The organism is Antricoccus suffuscus, from assembly GCF_003003235.1.
Taxonomy (GTDB): domain Bacteria; phylum Actinomycetota; class Actinomycetes; order Mycobacteriales; family Antricoccaceae; genus Antricoccus; species Antricoccus suffuscus.
In genome coordinates this window covers 21,412-39,400 of record NZ_PVUE01000028.1, presented here as the reverse complement: position 1 = coordinate 39,400, position 17,989 = coordinate 21,412, and the positions used below count along the sequence as shown (strand labels likewise).

18 protein-coding genes are annotated in these 17,989 nt (G+C 65.2%); 11 read left to right on the top strand and 7 right to left on the bottom strand.

Annotation, left to right across the window (positions count from 1 at the left end):
• Positions 1-254 precede the first annotated feature (254 nt).
• The 3 genes from CLV47_RS20785 to holA are packed head-to-tail and all read left to right on the top strand — an operon-like array spanning position 255 to position 4,381.
• A complete protein-coding gene (locus CLV47_RS20785; RefSeq protein WP_106351039.1) occupies positions 255-1,010 on the top strand; it encodes a ComEA family DNA-binding protein in 756 nt (251 codons plus the stop codon).
• A 1-nt stretch (position 1,011) separates the two neighbouring features.
• Positions 1,012-3,381, top strand: a complete 2,370-nt coding sequence (locus tag CLV47_RS20780; RefSeq protein ID WP_106351038.1) for a ComEC/Rec2 family competence protein — start codon at positions 1,012-1,014, stop codon at positions 3,379-3,381.
• A gap of 34 nt (positions 3,382-3,415) precedes the next feature.
• Positions 3,416-4,381, top strand: coding sequence for a DNA polymerase III subunit delta (gene holA, locus CLV47_RS20775; RefSeq protein ID WP_106351037.1), 966 nt, complete (start codon positions 3,416-3,418; stop codon positions 4,379-4,381).
• Between the two features lie 85 nt (positions 4,382-4,466).
• Here holA and rpsT read toward each other — a convergent pair whose 3' ends face one another.
• Entirely contained in the window at positions 4,467-4,736 is a 270-nt protein-coding gene (rpsT, locus tag CLV47_RS20770; protein WP_106351036.1) for a 30S ribosomal protein S20, read from the bottom strand.
• Between the two features lie 154 nt (positions 4,737-4,890).
• Between rpsT and lepA the strand changes: the two genes are divergently transcribed.
• Together lepA and CLV47_RS20760 are read left to right on the top strand one after the other, a co-directional pair.
• On the top strand, positions 4,891-6,720 hold the full coding sequence (gene lepA / locus CLV47_RS20765; RefSeq protein WP_272946815.1) for a translation elongation factor 4: 1,830 nt from the start codon (positions 4,891-4,893) through the stop codon (positions 6,718-6,720).
• Between the two features lie 39 nt (positions 6,721-6,759).
• The gene (locus tag CLV47_RS20760) at positions 6,760-8,520 is read left to right on the top strand and encodes an acyl-CoA dehydrogenase family protein (RefSeq protein WP_106351035.1); all 1,761 of its coding nucleotides are present in this window, start codon (positions 6,760-6,762) and stop codon (positions 8,518-8,520) included.
• 74 nt (positions 8,521-8,594) lie between these two features.
• On the opposite strand, the gene CLV47_RS20755 is transcribed toward CLV47_RS20760, so the two are convergent.
• From CLV47_RS20755 to CLV47_RS20745, 3 genes are all read right to left on the bottom strand, one after another.
• Positions 8,595-9,560 (bottom strand): zinc-binding dehydrogenase, encoded by a 966-nt coding sequence (locus CLV47_RS20755; RefSeq protein WP_106351034.1) that lies wholly within the window; start codon positions 9,558-9,560, stop codon positions 8,595-8,597.
• Positions 9,561-9,621: 61 nt separating this feature from the next.
• Positions 9,622-10,122 (bottom strand): DUF1707 SHOCT-like domain-containing protein, encoded by a 501-nt coding sequence (locus CLV47_RS20750; protein ID WP_106351033.1) that lies wholly within the window; start codon positions 10,120-10,122, stop codon positions 9,622-9,624.
• A 9-nt stretch (positions 10,123-10,131) separates the two neighbouring features.
• Entirely contained in the window at positions 10,132-10,500 is a 369-nt protein-coding gene (locus CLV47_RS20745; protein WP_106351032.1) for a hypothetical protein, read from the bottom strand.
• A 90-nt stretch (positions 10,501-10,590) separates the two neighbouring features.
• Between CLV47_RS20745 and CLV47_RS20740 the strand changes: the two genes are divergently transcribed.
• The 3 genes from CLV47_RS20740 to hemW are packed head-to-tail and all read left to right on the top strand — an operon-like array spanning position 10,591 to position 12,694.
• Positions 10,591-11,061 (top strand): guanyl-specific ribonuclease, encoded by a 471-nt coding sequence (locus CLV47_RS20740; RefSeq protein ID WP_202862725.1) that lies wholly within the window; start codon positions 10,591-10,593, stop codon positions 11,059-11,061.
• Complete coding sequence (locus CLV47_RS20735; RefSeq protein ID WP_106351031.1) at positions 11,058-11,408, top strand: barstar family protein; 351 nt, start codon at positions 11,058-11,060, stop codon at positions 11,406-11,408. Before CLV47_RS20740 ends, CLV47_RS20735 begins: the two co-directional genes overlap by 4 nt.
• Positions 11,409-11,458: 50 nt before the next feature.
• Positions 11,459-12,694, top strand: coding sequence for a radical SAM family heme chaperone HemW (gene hemW / locus CLV47_RS20730; RefSeq protein ID WP_106351030.1), 1,236 nt, complete (start codon positions 11,459-11,461; stop codon positions 12,692-12,694).
• Between the two features lie 21 nt (positions 12,695-12,715).
• On the opposite strand, the gene CLV47_RS20725 is transcribed toward hemW, so the two are convergent.
• Complete coding sequence (locus CLV47_RS20725; protein WP_106351047.1) at positions 12,716-13,036, bottom strand: type II toxin-antitoxin system VapB family antitoxin; 321 nt, start codon at positions 13,034-13,036, stop codon at positions 12,716-12,718.
• Between the two features lie 218 nt (positions 13,037-13,254).
• Between CLV47_RS20725 and hrcA the strand changes: the two genes are divergently transcribed.
• Genes hrcA through CLV47_RS20710 form a run of 3 tightly spaced genes read left to right on the top strand, consistent with a single transcriptional unit; the run spans position 13,255 to position 16,231 of the window.
• The gene (gene hrcA, locus CLV47_RS20720; RefSeq protein ID WP_106351029.1) at positions 13,255-14,277 is read left to right on the top strand and encodes a heat-inducible transcriptional repressor HrcA; all 1,023 of its coding nucleotides are present in this window, start codon (positions 13,255-13,257) and stop codon (positions 14,275-14,277) included.
• 43 nt (positions 14,278-14,320) lie between these two features.
• Positions 14,321-15,466, top strand: coding sequence for a molecular chaperone DnaJ (gene dnaJ, locus CLV47_RS20715; protein ID WP_106351028.1), 1,146 nt, complete (start codon positions 14,321-14,323; stop codon positions 15,464-15,466).
• 3 nt (positions 15,467-15,469) lie between these two features.
• Positions 15,470-16,231: a 16S rRNA (uracil(1498)-N(3))-methyltransferase gene (locus CLV47_RS20710; protein ID WP_106351027.1), complete on the top strand. Its 762-nt coding sequence runs from the start codon at positions 15,470-15,472 to the stop codon at positions 16,229-16,231.
• Here CLV47_RS20710 and CLV47_RS20705 read toward each other — a convergent pair.
• Both CLV47_RS20705 and CLV47_RS20700 read right to left on the bottom strand, forming a co-directional pair.
• Positions 16,218-17,252, bottom strand: a complete 1,035-nt coding sequence (locus tag CLV47_RS20705; RefSeq protein WP_106351026.1) for a hypothetical protein — start codon at positions 17,250-17,252, stop codon at positions 16,218-16,220. The genes CLV47_RS20710 and CLV47_RS20705 overlap by 14 nt on opposite strands.
• Positions 17,249-17,962 carry a SigE family RNA polymerase sigma factor gene (locus CLV47_RS20700; protein ID WP_202862724.1) on the bottom strand — a complete coding sequence of 238 codons (714 nt, stop codon included), beginning with the start codon at positions 17,960-17,962 and terminating at the stop codon, positions 17,249-17,251. Before CLV47_RS20700 ends, CLV47_RS20705 begins: the two co-directional genes overlap by 4 nt.
• Between the last annotated feature and the right edge of the window lie 27 nt (positions 17,963-17,989).

The following is a 17,989-nucleotide window of genomic DNA, read 5'->3' as shown; positions in this document are numbered from 1 at the left end:
CCGCGGCACACCGTCACCACCACCACACCCACCGGACACGAATACACCTCCCGCGCACCACGACTACCCGGCACACCACCGCACACCAGTCACGTGGACTACTCCCACATCGAGGAACGACTCATCGAAGTGCTCTACGCCGCCTAACGCGTACCTGCCGGCGATTGAGCGCAGTTGTGCACAGGACGGCGTGTTTCCACAATGCGACGTTTGGCCATGGGTGAGGAAGCGACGATGGACTTAGCGTCACGATCGTGGAGTTGCGTAGGCCGGGAGCACAGGAGCGAGACCAGTCCATCGAACGGGTCCGGTCAATCCTTGGCAGCGATGACGGAAGCATCGACGAGCCCGTCTCAGAAGCCGAGGCCCAACCGGAGCCACGCCCACGGCTGGTCGCGGATCGCCGATCGGTACTAGCTTTTGTCATCACGGCCGTGGTGGCCGCGGTCATTGCCTCCGCAGTGACGTGGTTCAGCCGGCCAACCTCGGAGCCCGTGTCGCCCCCAGCGCTATCCGCGGCGACGAACACGAGGACGTCCGGAACTGAGGCACCTCAGTCCGAGGCGAGTCCGAGCGCTGCCGCGACGATCGTCGTGTCCGTTATCGGGTACGTCGCTACGCCGGGTCTGGTGACGCTGCCGGAAGGCTCGCGCGTCGCGGACGCGATAGCCGCCTGTGGGGGCATCAGTCCCGGCGCGGACCTCACCACGGTCAACCTAGCTCGGGTGCTCTCGGACGGGGAGCAGATAGCGGTCGGCGTGCCCGGTGGAGCGCAGGCGTCCGCTACGCAAGGCGGCACGGCGCCAACGGGGACCGGCGCCAAGGTCAACATCAACACGGCATCGGCCGAGGACTTCGACTCGCTTCCGGGAATTGGCCCTGTGATCGCGACCCGAATCATCGACTTTCGGACCAAGAACGGCAAGTTCAAGTCGGTCGAGGACCTCAGCAACGTCTCGGGCATCGGTCCGTCGATTATGGGAAGCATCAAGGACCTGGTGACGGTCTGACATGCCAGCTGAGCGGCTCGGGGGAGACTTTCGACTAGTACCGGCTGCCGGGCTCGCGTGGATTTGCACAATCATCACCAATAGCACCAGTCGGGCATTCGGGTGGTGGGCGTTTGCCATTGCCGCGGTGGCATCGGCGGTCGCTGGCGCGGCGATGTTCGCTCCGAAGCGATGGCTATTAGGCGTCCGAGACTGGTGGGTGCTCCCGGTCTTGCTAGCCGGGGCCGCCGCGCTGGCCGCGCTCACGGTCGGCCTCATTCGCCAGTCCGAGGCTTTGTCGTCGCCGCTGCGCGAGGCCGCGCTGCATGGGCGGTACGTCGAGGTCGAAGGCGCAGTCGCGACCGATCCTCGGGTCTATCGCAACCAGCCCTCGGGTACGCCGCCGAGAATGGTGGTCACCGTCGACGTGTCAGTACTCGAGACCGGTCATACCCGGTATCGGCTCGATGGGCAGGTTGTTGTCATAGGAAGCGCAAAGCCGTGGCTTGGCAAACTGCCCGGCCAAAAGGTCGTGCTGTCGGGTATGTTGTCGCTCCCGCTACGTGGCGGTGTGGACGCGATGATGTCGGAGCGCGGCCCGCCTCGTTTTGTCGGTCAGGCCTCAATAGTGCAGCGCGTTGCCGGCACGATTCGCACGGACTTGGCCGCATCCAGCCAGCGGGCACTTGCGCCGGACGCCGCCGCGGTGCTCACTGCGCTCGTCGACGGCGACGTTTCGGAGATCAACCCGATCATCGATGCGCAGTTCAAGCAGACCGGGCTTAGCCACCTCATGGCCGTGAGCGGCGCCAACGTGGCGATTATTACCGGAGCTGGGCTGTGGCTTGCTCGGCGTACTCGGCTGCCGTTCATGGCGCAAATCGGTTTCGCCGCCTGCCTGCTCATCGCATTCGTCCTGGTCGCGAGGCCTGAACCCAGCGTGCTCCGAGCGGCCGCGATGGGCGTGGTGACCCTGATCGCGCTCGCATCCGGCAGGCCACGCGCCGCGATTCCCGCGCTAGCAGCCGCGGTGATTGTGCTGCTGTTTGTTGCTCCATCGCTCGCGACCGCGGCGGGCTTCGCGTTGTCCGTGGTCGCGACGGGCGGCATCGTGATATTCAGTCCGCCCTGGACAGCACGACTGTCTAGGTATATGCCCAAACCGCTCGCGATGGCGGTTGCCGTCGCGGCATCGGCGGGACTCGCGACCGCGCCGATCATCGTGACGCTATATCCGATGCTGAACCTCGTCTCGATACCGGCAAACCTGCTCGCGGCGCCAGTAGTCGCGCCGGCGACGATTCTCGGCGTCATCGCCGCGGTCAGCGCGACCTGGTGGCCGGCACTCGCGGACGCTTGCTGTTGGCTCGCGGGTTTCAGCGTGCGGTGGCTCATCGGAGTGGCGGACCGTGCGAGCGCGATTCCCGAAGCGCGGATCGACTGGCCGGCCGGCTTAACCGGAGCGGGACTGCTCGTCGGCTGCTTTATCGCTACCGCGGTGGTGGCGCGCGCCACCCGCAGTCGGCCTGGGATCCGTGCCGCGGTCGCTGGAATCGTTGTCGGAGGCTTGGTCGTATCGATCCCAATCAGGGCGGCGATAAGGCCGTGGCCGCCCACTGACTGGCTGGTGGTCGCCTGCGATGTCGGACAGGGTGACGCCGTGGTCATCCACACGGGAGACGGGTCCGCGATCGTGGTGGATACCGGCCCGGAGTCGGTGTCCATCGATCGGTGCCTCACCGAGTTAGGGATCGACAGTATGCCGATGATCTTGCTCAGCCATTTACATGAAGACCATATTGGCGGACTCGAAGGAGCGGTCCGCGGAAGATCTGTCGCCGAGATCGATGTCAGTCCGCTGCACGATCCGATTAGCGCCTCCCAGCGGGTGGACTCTATCGCGACCAAGCTGGGCGTCCCGGTTCGCGATGCGGTCCGCGGCGAGCAGCGTTACGTCAGCGACGTGCGCATCACCGTGATCGGACCGGTGCAGCGCGAGACGGACACGCATTCGGATCCCAACAATAATTCGGTGCTCGTCCGCGTCGACGTGCGCGGGTTCTCCTTTCTCCTGCCGGGGGACGCCGAGATCGAAGAGCAGACCGACATCATTGGAGAGCCCGCCCTGCTCGACGTCGACGTGCTGAAGGTGCCGCACCACGGGTCTGCCTATCAGCTCAAGGACTTCTTCGCAGCGACGACCGCGCAGATTGCGTTGGTGTCGGTTGGCGCCGGAAACACCTATGGCCATCCGTCGCCGTTGACGATGGCGACGCTCGCATCCCTGGGGATGGACTCGTATCGCACGGATCTACAGGGTGATCTAGCTGTCACCGTGGTGGGCGGCAAACTCGAGGTCGTCACCCACGAACCGGTCGTACCGCCTACCTGAGTGAGTGTCCGGGCGTCGTGTCAGGATTGTCGGTATGAGCCAGTCTGCCGAACGCGTCGTCCTTGTGATCGGCGAAGACGAGTATTTACGCTCGGAAACAACCGCGAAAATGATCACCGCGCAGCGCGCCGCCCGCGATGAGCCGGATATGCCGGTGACGCGGGTGGTCGCGGCGAGTGATGGCGCGGCCGACCTTGCCGACGCGCTGAGCCCAGCGCTGTTCGGTGGGGAGCGGATCGTCGTACTCGACAATGCCGAGCAGTCGACCAAGGAGATCGTCTCACTGATCAAGTCGTACGTCGCAGCACCGGATCCGGAGATCTGCCTGATCGTGCAGCACTCCGGTGGAGGGCGGGCCAAGGCGTTGGCGATGGACCTGCAAAAGGGTGGCGCGCTGGTCGAGCGTGTACCGGTGGTGAAGACCGCCGACGATCGGATGAAGTACATCCGTGCTGAAGTTGCCGCGGCCGGTGGGACGATTGCGCCTAAGGCTGCGGCCGCGCTGATCGAGGCGGTCGGCGAGGACTTGCGCAGTTTGGCGAGTGCTTCGCGGCAGCTGGTCGCGGACTCCGGGGGCTCGATCACCACCGAAACTGTTGCGCGTTACTACCGCGGCCGCGCCGACGTCAAGGTGTACGCCGTAGCGGACGAAGTGGTCGCTGGCCGTCGCGGCCGGGCGCTGGAGCAGCTGCGGTGGGCACTTCGTGACGGGGCTCCGGAAGTCGTGCTGGCCGATGCCATCGCCGAAAGTGTCCGCCAGGTCGCAAGAGTCGCGGCGGCCGGTCGTAGCGACCCTAATACGCTCGCGCGCACACTCGGCATGCCGGCGTGGAAAATCCGAAAGGTGCGGTCAAATGCAGGAGGCTGGACGGCGCCTGCGCTCACTCGCGCAATGAGCATTGTTGCGACCCTCAACGGGGATGTGAAGGGCAACGCGACTAATGCGCAGTGGGCGATTGAAAAGGCGATTCTGGACATTTGCGCGGCGAAGGACGGCTAGCACGACCGGCCCCATCGGCGTACGCCAAACGCCGCCGGTGTCGCCTGGATAGACGACGCCGACGGCGTTCAGTGGAAAGCGCTGGTTAGCTTTTCTGCAGCTCGACAAGCATCTTCGCCATGCCCGACTTGCGGTTGGCGGCCTGCTTGCGGTGGATGACGCCCTTGCTGGCGGCCTTGTCGAGTTCACGCGAGGCCGCGACGAGAGCGGTGGCCGCCTCGTCGCTCTTGCCGGCAGCTGCCGCTTCACGGAACGTGCGCACCGAGGTCTTGAGAGCAGACTTGACCGACTGGTTGCGCTGACGCGCAAGCTCGTTGGTCTTGTTCCGCTTGATCTGGGACTTGATGTTCGCCACGAAGTTTGCCTCGTTCGGTGTTGTGAACTGATGATGTAACTGATGAAGATCTAGTGGGCGCGATTTCCCCGCGCACGATTGAATAGAATACCAAGTATCTGCCCCGAAACACAAAGCAGGGCGTCGAAGGCCACACAAAAACCTAAGGACCTGAGTGAGCAACCCCGAGTACACCGATCCCGCGATGATTCGCAACTTCTGCATCATCGCGCACATCGACCACGGCAAATCGACGCTGGCCGACCGGATGCTCGAGGTGACTGGGGTTGTCGAGAAGCGTCAGATGCGTGCGCAGTATCTCGACCGGATGGACATCGAGCGCGAACGCGGCATCACGATCAAGTCGCAGAACGTCCGGCTTCCGTGGGCAGGCGTGGATAAACGCGGTTACACCCTCCACATGATCGACACGCCGGGGCACGTCGACTTCACCTACGAGGTTTCCCGGTCCCTGGCCGCCTGTGAGGGTGCCGTGCTGCTGGTCGACGCCGCGCAGGGCATCGAGGCGCAGACTCTCGCAAATCTCTATCTCGCGATGGAAAACGACCTCACAGTGATCCCGGTGCTCAACAAGATCGACCTGCCGGCCGCCCAACCCGAGCGGTACGCCGCGGAGATCGCACACATCCTCGGCTGCGATCCCGACTCGATTTTGCGAGTATCCGGCAAGACCGGGGAAGGGGTCGAGGAGCTGCTCGATCAGATTGTCGCGGACATCCCCGCGCCGGTTGGCGACGCTGACGCCCCCGCCCGGGCGATGATTTTCGACTCGATCTACGACATCTACCGCGGCGTCATCACCTATGTGCGGGTGGTCGATGGCCGCATCTCCAGCCGCGAGCGCATCAAAATGATGTCCAACGGTACGACGCACGAACTGCTTGAGCTCGGCGTCATCTCACCCGACCCGACGCCGGTGATGTCGCTCGGCGTCGGAGAGGTGGGCTATCTGATCACCGGTGTCAAGGACGTGCGTCAGTCCCGCGTCGGTGACACCGTCACGCTGCTCAATCGGCCGGCGGCCACGCCGATCGGCGGTTACCGGGACCCGAAGCCGATGGTCTACTCGGGTCTCTATCCGGTGGATGGCTCGGAATACCCGCTGTTGCGCGACGCGCTCGACAAGCTTCAGCTCAACGACGCTGCCCTCATGTGGGAGCCGGAGACCTCGACCGCCCTTGGCTTCGGATTTCGGTGTGGGTTCCTCGGGCTGCTGCACATGGAGATCGTCCGCGAGCGCCTGGAGCGGGAGTTCGACCTCACCCTTATCTCGACGGCGCCCAACGTCGTCTACCGAGTCGTGACCGATGACGGCAGCGAGCTGCACGTCACCAACCCGAGCGACTGGCCCGAAGGCAAGATCGCCGAGGTACACGAGCCGGTCGTCAAATGCACGATCATCGCGCCGACCGAGTTCACCGGCGCCATCATGGAGCTGTGCCAGTCCCGACGCGGAAACCTGCAGGGGATGGACTATCTGTCCGAGACCCGGGTCGAGCTTCGCTACATGATGCCTCTCGGTGAGATCATCTTCGACTTCTTCGACTCGTTGAAGTCGCGCACCCGCGGCTATGCCTCGCTCGACTATGAAGAGGCAGGTGAGCAGCTCTCCGACCTGGTCAAGATCGATATCCTCCTGCAGGGCGAGACGGTCGACGCCTTCAGCGCGATCGCGCACAAGGACAAGGCCTACGCGTACGGCGTGCGGATGACCGCGAAGCTGCGTGAGCTGATACCTCGCCAACAGTTCGAGGTGCCGATTCAAGCAGCGATCGGCAGCCGGATCATCGCTAGGGAGACGATTCGCGCGATTCGCAAGGACGTGCTCGCTAAGTGCTACGGCGGTGACATCACGCGCAAGCGCAAATTGCTCGAGAAACAAAAAGAGGGCAAGAAGAAGATGAAGATGGTTGGCCGCGTCGAGGTGCCGCAGGACGCGTTCATCGCGGCGCTGTCGACCGACGATGCCCCGAAGCCGAAGTAGCGGCTAGGTACGTTGGCCAAACGCTCGTAACATACGAGCATGAGGCCATATCTGCTTGAACCTGTTGATCAGCTTCCGCACGGCAGCGCCGAGAAGTCCCGCCGCTACGCGTCCGAGCGCTACACCGGCGCCGTGGGGCTGAACTGGTATGACTGCGATCCGACACTGCAGGTCCAGATGCGCAACCATCTTGGCGACGCCGGCCTGGCCTGGGCGCGGCCACACCTGCAGCGCGTTGGCGCGCTGATGGGTGGTCCCATCGCCGAGTGTGCCGAGCGGACCGACAAGAACCCGCCCCAGCTTGAGCGGTATGACCGCTGGGGTCACGATGTCAGTCGGGTCGTGATGCCCGAGTCGTTCCATGCCGCCAGAAATGCCCTGATCGACAACAGTTTCGGCTCGCCGGAGTTCCGCGCCGAAGCCGCTCGGGCCGGCGTCGATGTCGCTCCGCTCTCTGTCGCGCGCAGTTATCTGCTCGACCAGGCGGACATCGGCATGGCCTGCGCGATGGGGACCGGCGGCGACATGGTCATCCAGATGGCCGACCAGTTCGCGCCAGCGGACGCGAAGGTGCGCGTCAAAGAAGTCCTGGCGGAGGGCGAGCTCACGGGGGAGACGGCGCAGCTACTCACCGAGCGCACCGGTGGATCGGATCTGGCCGCACTGGAGACGACTGCTCGCCGCGACGGACGCACGTGGCTGCTCAACGGGCTGAAGTGGTTTGTGTCCAACGTCAACGGTGCGGCGTACGTCGTACTCGCCAAGCCCGAGGGGGCGCCCGATACCTCGCGCAGTGTCGTCCCGTTTCTTGTGTTGCGTGAACGGTCCGACGGGTCACGCAACGGCATCCGCATTCGCCGGCTCAAGGACAAGCTGGGTACCAAGTCGGTGGCCTCGGCAGAAGTCGAACTGGTAGACGCAGAGGCGTTCATGCTGGCGCCCGATGAGGAGCAGCCGGGCGGCGACCGCGCCGGTGAGGGGCGCGGCCTGGCGCGCATGATGGAGTTGACGAACGACTCCAGGCTCGGCGTGGCCATGATGGGACTTGGCTGCGCGCGCCGCTCGCTGGTGGAGGCACTTCGCTACGCGTCGGTCCGCGAGGCATTCCAGGCGCCTCTCGATGCGCACCCGCTCATGCAGCGCAAGCTGGCGGAGCTGATCGTCGAGGTCGAAGCCGTCCAGGGCCTCGTCTTCGACGGCCATCTCGGCCCCCAGCTGAGAATCGGGCCCGCGCTGATCAAGCTGCGCGCCGCGCGGCTCGGGATCACCGCCGCGAGCGACGCGATCGAAATTCATGGTGGCAACGGATACATCGAGCAGTGGCCGGTAGCGCGGATCCTGCGAGACGCTCAGGTCAACACCGTGTGGGAGGGTGCCGACAACATCCTGTGTCTCGACATCAAGCGCGCCATGCTCAAGGAGGAGGCGCACCTGCCGTTCTTCGAACGCATCCGCGATGCCATCGGCAAAAGCGGCGGCGATGACTGGACGACCTCGGTCACCGAGAACCGGCTGACGCAGGTCGAGTCCGCCCTCGAGCGCTGGCGCACCCTCGACGGGCCGACCGCCGAGGCGCGTCTTTACCCGTTGGCTCAGCACATGGTCAACGTGTACGCCGCCGCGGTTCTGCTCGAGCAGGCCGGCATGGAGCCCGCCGACGCAGGCGGCCGCAAGGCGCTCGTGGCCCGGCTATACGCCCGCGAGCACCTCATCGAGCGCGACCCGCTCGAGGAGATCGGCAGCCCGGCCGACGAGCTCGAGTACTGGCACGAGCTTCGCGGCGGCGCTTTGATCGACTAGGAGACCGCACAGCACAACGGCGCCCACCCGCGGCGAGGGGGTGGGCGCCGTTGCGGTTCGGCGTGCGGGCGCGGCTAGTTGGTGAAGACGAACTTGCCGGCGGTGTTGCCGTCGACCATTGCCTGGAAGCCCCGCTTGGCCTCGCTCATGGGGAGCACTTCGTTGATGACCGGGCGCAGGCCGGTGTCGCGGCACAGCCCAAGCAACCCTTCGAGCTCGGTGCGGGTGCCCATCGTCGATCCGATGATGCGCATCTGCAGGAAGAAGACCCGGTTGAGGTCCGCCTTCGGGTTGGGGCCACTGGTCGCACCGGACACGACAAGCGTGCCGCCGGGGCGCAACGAACGCAGCGAGTGCGACCAGGTGGCCTCGCCGACGGTCTCGATGGCCGCGTCGACCTTGCCGGGGAGCCGTGCGCCGGTCTCGAACACTTCGTGCGCGCCGTGACCCAGAGCGGCCTGCCGCTTCTCCTCGCTGCGGCCGGTGACCCACACGCGCAAGCCGATGGCCCGGGCGATCGACATGGCGGCCGTCGCGACGCCGCCGCTGGCGCCCTGGATCAGCACGGTGTTGCCAGGCTTGAGCCGCGAGTCGTTAGTGAGCATCCGGTACGCCGTAAGCCACGCGGTCGGCAGGCAAGCGGCCTCTTCGAACGACAGCTCAGCAGGCTTGGCGACGAGGTTGCCCTTTGGTACGACGACGTACTTGGCCATCGTGCCCTGATGGACTTCAGACAGCAGCGAACGCTTCGGGTCGAACGTCTCGTCTCCAGTCCATCCGGGAGACGAAATCACCGAGTGGATGAGGACCTCGTTGCCGTCCTCGTCGATGCCTGAGGCGTCGGTGCCGAGGATCATCGGCATGCGTTCGGCGGGAAGACCGATGCCCTTGAGCGAGAAGATGTCGTGGTGGTTGAGTGACGCGGCCTTGACCTCGACACGAGTCCAACCGTCTGGGGCTTCGGGTTCGGGGCGCTCACCGAGTTCGAGCGCGGCAATCGGATCGTCGGGATTGGGTGCGGATACGAAGACTGAGAACATGTCTCGGATCGTACGTCGGCCGCCAAACTGGCGCGGAGACTGGGCTACTCGAAAGGCACTGCTACTTGAATTTCCAGCGCGCCATCGCCGCGACCAGTGGAATGCCGAGCCCGATCATCGGCCAGATCGGCCAGAAGCCGCCGTGATCGCCGCCAAACCCGGTGGCGAGCCAAACGGCGGTGGTGATGAACGCAACCAGCACCCAGGTACTCAGCGCCGCCATGGCGACGCGCCGTTGAGCATCTTCGTCGCCTTCGTCCGCGCGGCGGCGCAACTCGTCTCGACCGTCATGCCAGTCGGTCCCGACAACGGTCGCGTACGACGAGAGGGAGGGCGTGTGCCGGGGCGCGGGCTTCGGCACGGCCTGCCCGCCTGGCAGGTCCGCCAGCAACGGCGCGAGGTCTCCGGCGGTCTTCGCCGTGCTCGCGATTGCCGTGCGTTCGTTGAACTCGTTGACGTCGAGCTGGCCCAGTGCGTGTGCCTCGCTCAGCCGCATGATGGCCGCCTCGCGCTCGGCATCCCCGATGCGAGTCCGGTCGCCGTCTCGATCGTTTTCACTCACGACGAAAGGTTACGACGTCGTCATCACCGAACCGCGGCCGCGCCCCGAACCGCCGACGCCTTTGCCGGTGAACTTCGAACGCACCCACAGGATTAGCCCGACCAGGACGAGCGCGGGTACGACGAATACGAGCGCCATGACGGACAGGGCGATCAGCCCGACGACGATCGCAACCATCAGGGCGACAATCCCGACAACCCGCCAGCCGGTCTTGGTGCGTAGCGGGTGTTTGCCTCCGGTCAGGTCGCGCACGGTGAAAGCGCGGGGTGTGCCGAGGTCGATGTGTGGGGTACCGAAGTTCGCATACGGGCCGTCGGTACGCGGCGTGGTCGGTACGTCGACAATCGGCGTGCCGTCTTCGTTGATGATCTGGGCCATCTGGACTCCTCAATTGGTCGCGCAGTGCGGATGCGGCCACACCAATTACTACGATTAGTCGGCGCGTTTTGTTCCGGCTAAGGAGATCGAATGACCTATCGGCAGTTCATGAAGGTGTTCGACCGGTTGATGCGCAGAAAACCCGCGGCCGCCGTACTGGTCGTTGTCGGGCTGGTGATTGCCGGGTTCTTCCTCGTGCGTGGTGGTACGACGAGTGACGGGCCCGAGGCGCAGTCGGGCGTGACCTCGTCGCAGGTGGCGACGGATGCCGCGACCGGTGCCTCGACGGTCGCACTGTCCGCCCTGCCGAAGGAGGCCGCGCAGACTCTCAAGCTCATCAAGGCAGGTGGGCCGTTTCCGTACGAGAAGGATGGGTCGACGTTCGGTAACTTCGAGAAGCTGCTTCCGCTCAAGTCCGGCGGCTACTACCACGAGTACACGGTGCCGACGCCAGGCGAGAGTGATCGGGGAGCGCGGCGAATCATCGCCGGTGATGGCGGTGAGTTCTACTACACCGGAGACCATTACGCGTCGTTCCAGCGCATCGAGGAGGACTCATGATCAGGCACATTGGGCCGGTGGCCTCGACCGCAACCATCGTCCTTCGCGCGCAGGCCGAAGGACGCCGGGTGTACGTCGTGCCCAAGGCAGACAACAAGGCGCAACTGCTAGCGAGAATCGCTGGCGCGCTGCACTTCCCGGACTATTTCGGTCACAATCTGGACGCGCTGTACGACTGTCTTGGTGACCTGTCCTGGTTGCCCAGCGGTCCACGGACCATCGTTTGGGATGACGCGTTGTCGTTCCTGCGCACCGACCGAGCGACGTACGGCGCCGTCGAGTCGATCTTCGACATCACCAGCAGACTCGCGCACGACGACACCGACGTGGTGCTCTGCATGCGATGAGAGCCGTGGCGATCCGGCACCAAAGACGCTGATCGGGGCAAGATAGTCGGGTGCCTTCCACCTTGCCTCAGGGCGAAATCGCGCCCCTCGACGGCGCATTGCCCGAGTCCGCGAAGAGCGGCGCAGCGTCGACGCCGTTCGGCTTCTACCTGCACGTGCCGTTTTGTGCGACCCGCTGTGGCTACTGCGACTTCAACACCTACACCGCGAGCGAGTTGACGGCGCGGGACGGGTCGGCGACCGTATCGCAGTCCAACTACATCGACCTCATGCTCGGCGAGATCCGGATGGCGCGGCAGATACTCGGTGACCAGGCGCCGCCGGTCCAGACGATCTTCGTCGGCGGCGGTACGCCGTCGCTGTTGCCGGCCGACCACTTGGCCAGCGCGATCAGGGAGATCTACCACGAGTTCGACGTGGCCGACGACGTAGAGATCACGACGGAGGCCAACCCTGAGTCGGTGTCGCCGTCGTACCTGCGTCGGCTTCGAGAGTCGGGTTTCACCCGGCTCTCGCTCGGCATGCAGTCGGCGGTGCCGCACGTGCTGCGCGTCCTGGACCGCACCCACACGCCGGGGCGGGCGCTCGAGGCCGTTGCCGAGGCCAGGTCTGCCGGCTTCGAGCATGTCAACCTCGACCTCATCTACGGCTCACCTGGAGAGTCCGACGAGGACTGGCAAACCAGCCTCGACGCGGCGCTTTCCGCTGGCCCGGACCACGTGTCGGCATACGCGCTCATCGTCGAGGAAGGTACGGCGCTGGCGGGCAAGATCGCACGCGGTCACATTCCCGCCCCGGACGATGATGTGCTCGCGGACCGTTACGAACAAGCGGATCTAGCGATGCGTAAGGCCGGGCTGCTCTGGTACGAGGTATCCAACTGGGCCACCGATACCGCCGCCCGCTGTCGGCATAACGAGATCTATTGGCAGGGCGGCAACTGGTGGGGGGTCGGCCCAGGCGCGCACAGTCACGTCGGCGGTGTGCGCTGGTGGAATGTCAAGCACCCGGCGGCGTACGCCTCCAGGCTCGAGGCCGGACTGAGCCCGGCACATGGTCGTGAGCGGCTCGATGAGCGTCAACGGCGAATGGAATACATCATGCTTCAGATCCGGCTGCGTGCCGGACTTCCCGTTGATGATCTTGACGGAGCGCAGCAGCAGACCGTGGAAGAGATGGTCGGCTACGGCTTGCTGCAGCGCGATGAGCACGCGAACCGGCGCGCCGTACTCACGTTGCGCGGCCGACTGCTCGCGGACGCGGTGATCCGATCTCTGGTGAGCTGACCGCGTCGATCCATCGATCGCCTACTCGTTGGTGGACCGGGGCAGCAGGTCGTCGAGGTTAAGCACCCGGACATGCAATGCAGTGCGCTGATGCAGCGCCGCGCGCAGGGCCCTGTGTAACCCGTCTTCCAGGTAGAGCTCGCCATTCCACTGGACGGCGTGCGAGAACAGGTCACCGTAGAAGGTCGACTCGTCCGACAGCAGCTTGTCCAAGGCGAGCTCGCGCTTGGTGGTGATGAGGTCGGCCAGCCGCACCTGACGTGGCGGGATATTTGCCCAGTCGCGCGCCGAGAATCCATGATCGGGGTACGGGCGTCCGTCCCGCACCTCTTTGAAGATCATGTACGACGGCTCCTGATCGCTAGCGCAGTGTGGCATTGCTGTAGATATTTCATTGCTACAGATATTTTATGGGTACGGCGTATCGGAAGTAACGCCTCGTTGCCGAATAGCGACGTCGGATCCGTCGTACACTGGAATTTTGGCACTCAGAGTAGCCGAGTGCCAACCGACTTTAGTGGCGCAACGCGCCCAGCTCGCAAGACTCAGGAGGTGTCGTCGTGGCTAGCGAAGACCGCAAGCTCGACGTCCTTCGGGCAATTGTCGAGGATTTCGTCTCGACCCGTGAGCCAGTGGGGAGCAAGGCGATCGTCGAACGCCATCGACTCGGCGTCTCCGCGGCCACCGTGCGCAACGACATGGCGCAGCTGGAGGATGAGGGCTACATCACCCATCCGCACACCAGCGCCGGGCGGATTCCTACCGACAAAGGCTATCGCCTCTTCGTGGACCGGCTGTCCACGCTCAAGCCGCTCTCCGCGGCCGAGCGCAAGGCGATCGAGAAGTTCATCTCCGGCGCGGTTGACCTCGACGACATTCTGCGACGTAGCGTTCGGCTGCTCGCGCAAGTGACTCGGCAGGCCGCCGTCGTGTCCTACCCGAGCCTCTCGCGCAGCAGCATCAGGCACATTGAGCTGGTCCCCCTGGCGGCGAACCGGGTGATGACGGTCGTCATCACCGATACCGGCCGGGTCGAGCAACGCGTGACCGACGTCCCGACCGACCTAGATGCCGACGACATCGCGCTGCTGCGTGCCGTTCTCAACGCCGCGCTGACCGGCGTCAAGTTGGCCGAGTCTTCGCCGGTTGTCGCGGAGCTGCCTGAGCAGGTGGACCGGCCGTTGCGGCCGACGATGTCGATCCTGTGCACCGTCCTGCTCGACGCGCTGGTCGAACCGTTCGAGAGCCGGATCGTGATCGGCGGCGCGGCCAACCTCACACGAAATGCCGCGGACTTCACCCAAAGCCTCGGCTCGGTCCTCGAAGCGCTCGAGGAGCACGTCGTACTTCTGCGGCTGATAGACGAGTCGGCGCATCCCGATGGACTGTATGTCTCGATCGGCGAGGAGAATGAGGTCGAGGGACTTCGCTCGACCGCGCTCGTCGCGATCGGGTACGGCGAACAGACCAACCGGCTGGGCGGCCTCGGAGTTGTGGGTCCGACGAGGATGGACTACTCGGCGAATATGAGCGCGGTGCTGACCGTGGCTCGCTATATTGGACGGCTGCTGTCAACGACTTAACTGCTTGTACTGCACCAAACTATTTCCGAATCATGGGAGAAATGTGGCTAAGGACTACTTCGCCATCCTGGGCGTAAGCAAGGAAGCGACACCGGAGGAGATCAAGCGCGCCTATCGTAAGCGCGCTCGCGACCTGCATCCGGACGTCAATCCTGATCCCCACGCGCAAGAGCAGTTTAAAGAAGTCTCGACGGCGTACGAGGTCCTCACCGACCCCGAGAAACGGCGCATCATCGACCTGGGCGGCGATCCGTACGCGCCGGGCGGTGGCATGGGAGGCGGCGCCGGCGGATTCTCCGGGTTCGGTGGATTCGGCGACATCATGGACGCGTTCTTCGGTGGCGGTGGCGGCAACACCCGTCAGCGCCGCAGCCGGATCCGACCCGGCGCTGACGCGCTGCTCGGTGTCGAACTCAGCCTCGCCGAGATCGCGTTTGGTACGACGAAGGAGTTCGTCGTAGACACCGCGATCCTCTGCGACTCGTGTGAGGGAGCCGGTACGGCGCCCGGCACGAGTCCTGCCGAGTGTGGGACCTGCTCTGGCACCGGTGAGATACAGGCGGTGCAGCGCACCATGCTTGGTCAGATGATGGTCTCGCGCGAGTGTCACGTGTGCCACGGGACCGGAGTGGTGATCCCGTCACCGTGCCAAAAGTGCGGCGGCGACGGTCGAGTGCGCTCGCGGCGCACCGTATCGGCGAAGGTCCCGGCGGGCGTCGAGGACGGCATGCGGATCCGCCTGGCGTCGCAGGGCGAAGTCGGCCCCGGTGGCGGCCCGCCCGGCGACCTCTATCTGGAGATCAACCAGGTAGCGCACGACATCTTCACCCGCGAGGGTGACGATCTGCATTGCCGCGTCACGTTGCCGATGACCTCGGCAGCGCTGGGTACGACGCTCGACCTGGTCAATCTCGACGAGTCGGTGGAGTCGCTTGAGATCAAGGCCGGCACCCAGCCCGGAGACAAGATCACGCTGCGCGGTAAAGGCGTGCCGCGGTTGCGCAGCACGCAACGCGGCAGCCTGATTGTGCATCTCGAAGTTAAGACGCCGGTCCGACTCGATGACGAGCAAGAGGATCTGTTGCGTCAGCTGGCGAAGCTGCGCGGCGAGGAGGGCGAGGCTTCGACCAAGGCCAACCCGAGTGGCGGTCTGTTCTCGCGGATGCGCGACGCATTTAACGGTCGCTGAGGCGTGACGGCGTCGGGGCAGCTTCCGGTCTTCTACATCGGGACCATCCCACCCGGAGCCACTTCGCTGACGCTTGACGGCGACGAAGGCCTGCACGCGGCGAAAGTACGCCGGATCAGGGTAGGCGAGCAGATCCGGATCGCCGACGGGGCCGGCGCTTTCGCCGACTGCGCGGTCGAGTCGGTCGCGGCCCGGACTCTCGTGGCGCGGGTCGTCCGGCACGGCGCCGACCCGGTACGCCGCCCGACCATCACCGTTGTTCAGGCGCTTCCCAAGGCCGACCGTGGCTCTCTCGCGGTCGAGTTGTTGACCGAGGCAGGGGTCGATGAGATTGTCCCGTGGCAGTCGCGTAACTGCGTCGCGCGATGGTCTGACCCGCAGAAGGCCGCGAGGGGCGTAGCCAAGTGGGCGGTCACCGCGCGCGAGGCCGCCAAGCAGAGTCGTCGTACCCGCGTCCCGATCATTGCACCGTTGATCTCAACCCGCGAGCTTCTGCAGCGCGCTAAGGACCAGCGCACGATTGTGCTGCACGAGAGTGCGACGGCATCCCTTATGCAGCAGTCCTTCTCGGGAGTCAGCGACCTCATGGTCATCGTCGGGCCCGAAGGGGGAGTGAGTCCGGACGAGGTGGCCGACCTCCGGGGCGTCGGGGCGTGCGTCGTACACCTTGGGCCCGAAGTGTTGCGTACGTCGAGTGCCGGTCTGGCCGCCGTCGCGGTAATCAGCGCTCTCACGGGACGGTGGGACGCGATCAGCCGATCGTAGTGCCCACTAGCCCGGTCATGGTGCCCTTTGCGTCGGATGTCCACGCCACGACCGCGTGCGGCTTGACGGTGTCCTTGAGAGACTCGGTCCACGTCGTCGAGCCCGTGAGGCTGGCGATGCTGACCGACACGGGCATGGTGGCGACCGTGGCGTCGGCTTTTGACTCCAACGCTGCAGTGCTCAGGGTGGCGCTGCCGGCACGCAGCTCGCCGCGCAGCTTGCCTGAGGCGATCACTTGTGAGGACGTCACCTTGGGTGCGTCAATGGTCAACTGCGCATTTGCATCCCCGCCGGGTAGCGACGCGCCAATCACGACGTACGCCGTCTTGGCCTCGACCGTCACGGCCTTGAGGTAAACCACCGTCATGAGGCTTCCGGTTTGGCCAAAGACCCGGACGACGGCGCCGTCGCTGCCCGATACGTAGCTCTTGCTCGAGGTCGCCTTGCTGGTCGTCACCGGTCCAGAGGCGCCGCTCGTGGCGGTGGTGACGAACGAGCTCGCCAGCTGCTCCGGGCTTTGGGCGAGCACGCCATCCGGCTGATATGAGCCCTTGAGCGCGTCTGCGGTCTGCTGAGTGTTAGCCATCGGGTACATCGTCGGCGTTTTCGAGCTGATCGGTGCCGGTTTGCCGATGACGGCCGTCGCGGACGGGTTCTTGGCCTTTCCCGACTCGGGAGCACTGGTCGTAGAGGACCGCGGGGCCGAGTCGGTGGGAGTCCGGTCGCTCGCCGACGAGGCCGCCGTACCGTCCTGCCGGCCGTCGGCCGAGAAGGCGTGCGGCAAGATGGCCGCGCCCACGATGACCGCGGCCGCTCCGGCAGCGGCCAGCACCGGGCGCCATACACGCATCCGGGTGCGCCGGCCAACACGTTCGCGGATCGTGCTGAGGCCGGCACCAGAAATCTGGGTCGACTCGGCGCGCGCCCTCAGCGCATCGCGCAGCGCCGCCTCGAGGTGCTCGTCTGACACGTCCCGCATCGATTCGGGGCCGTGGGTCTCGTCGCGGTCAGGGCGGTTCATCGCGCACCGCCGATCCGTTCGCCCAGTTGGGCGCGCAAGGTTGTCATACCTCTGGATGCGTGAGTCTTGACCGAACCCTTGCTGATGCCGAGGGTGTCGGCGATCTGCGATTCGGAAAGGTCGTTGTAGTAGCGCAGAACGAGGACCTCCTTTTGGCGCGCGGGAAGAGCGTGCAATTCGGCGAGAACGCGATCCTGCTCGATGCTTTCCATCGCTCCGGACTCGGCCGACGGCGCGTCCGGCGGCGGTTTCGGCGCGTGCTTGCGGGCCACTAGCCGCCGCCGCATCCGAGATCGGGCGAGGTTGAGCACGGTGGTGCGCAGATAGCCGATCGCCGCCGCAGGCTCGCGGATGCGTTTCCAAGCGCCGTACATCTTCACGTAGGCGTCCTGGACGACCTCCTCGGACGCGCCGGGGTCGTCGAGCAGGGTTGCGGCCAGTCTCACGAGGGACCGATAGTGCTCGGTATAGAGCTTGGTGAGTGCCTCGTCGGCATCGCCGTACACCGGCTCGTCCCGTTGGCGCACCGCCAGATAGCCCCTAGGTCTCAGTTGCGTGTCGTGAGCCACCACTGTATCTGCTGGTCGCGACGCAGAATCTGACCCGCGCGCCACGCCGGCGGCGCGGTGAAATGTTGGCATGGTCAGCGTCATACCGGTCCAGACGCCCAGCGTCACCGGATGGTTGACATCGGACGGCGTCGGTGCCACGGAATTATCGATGGTGCTCGAGTGTTT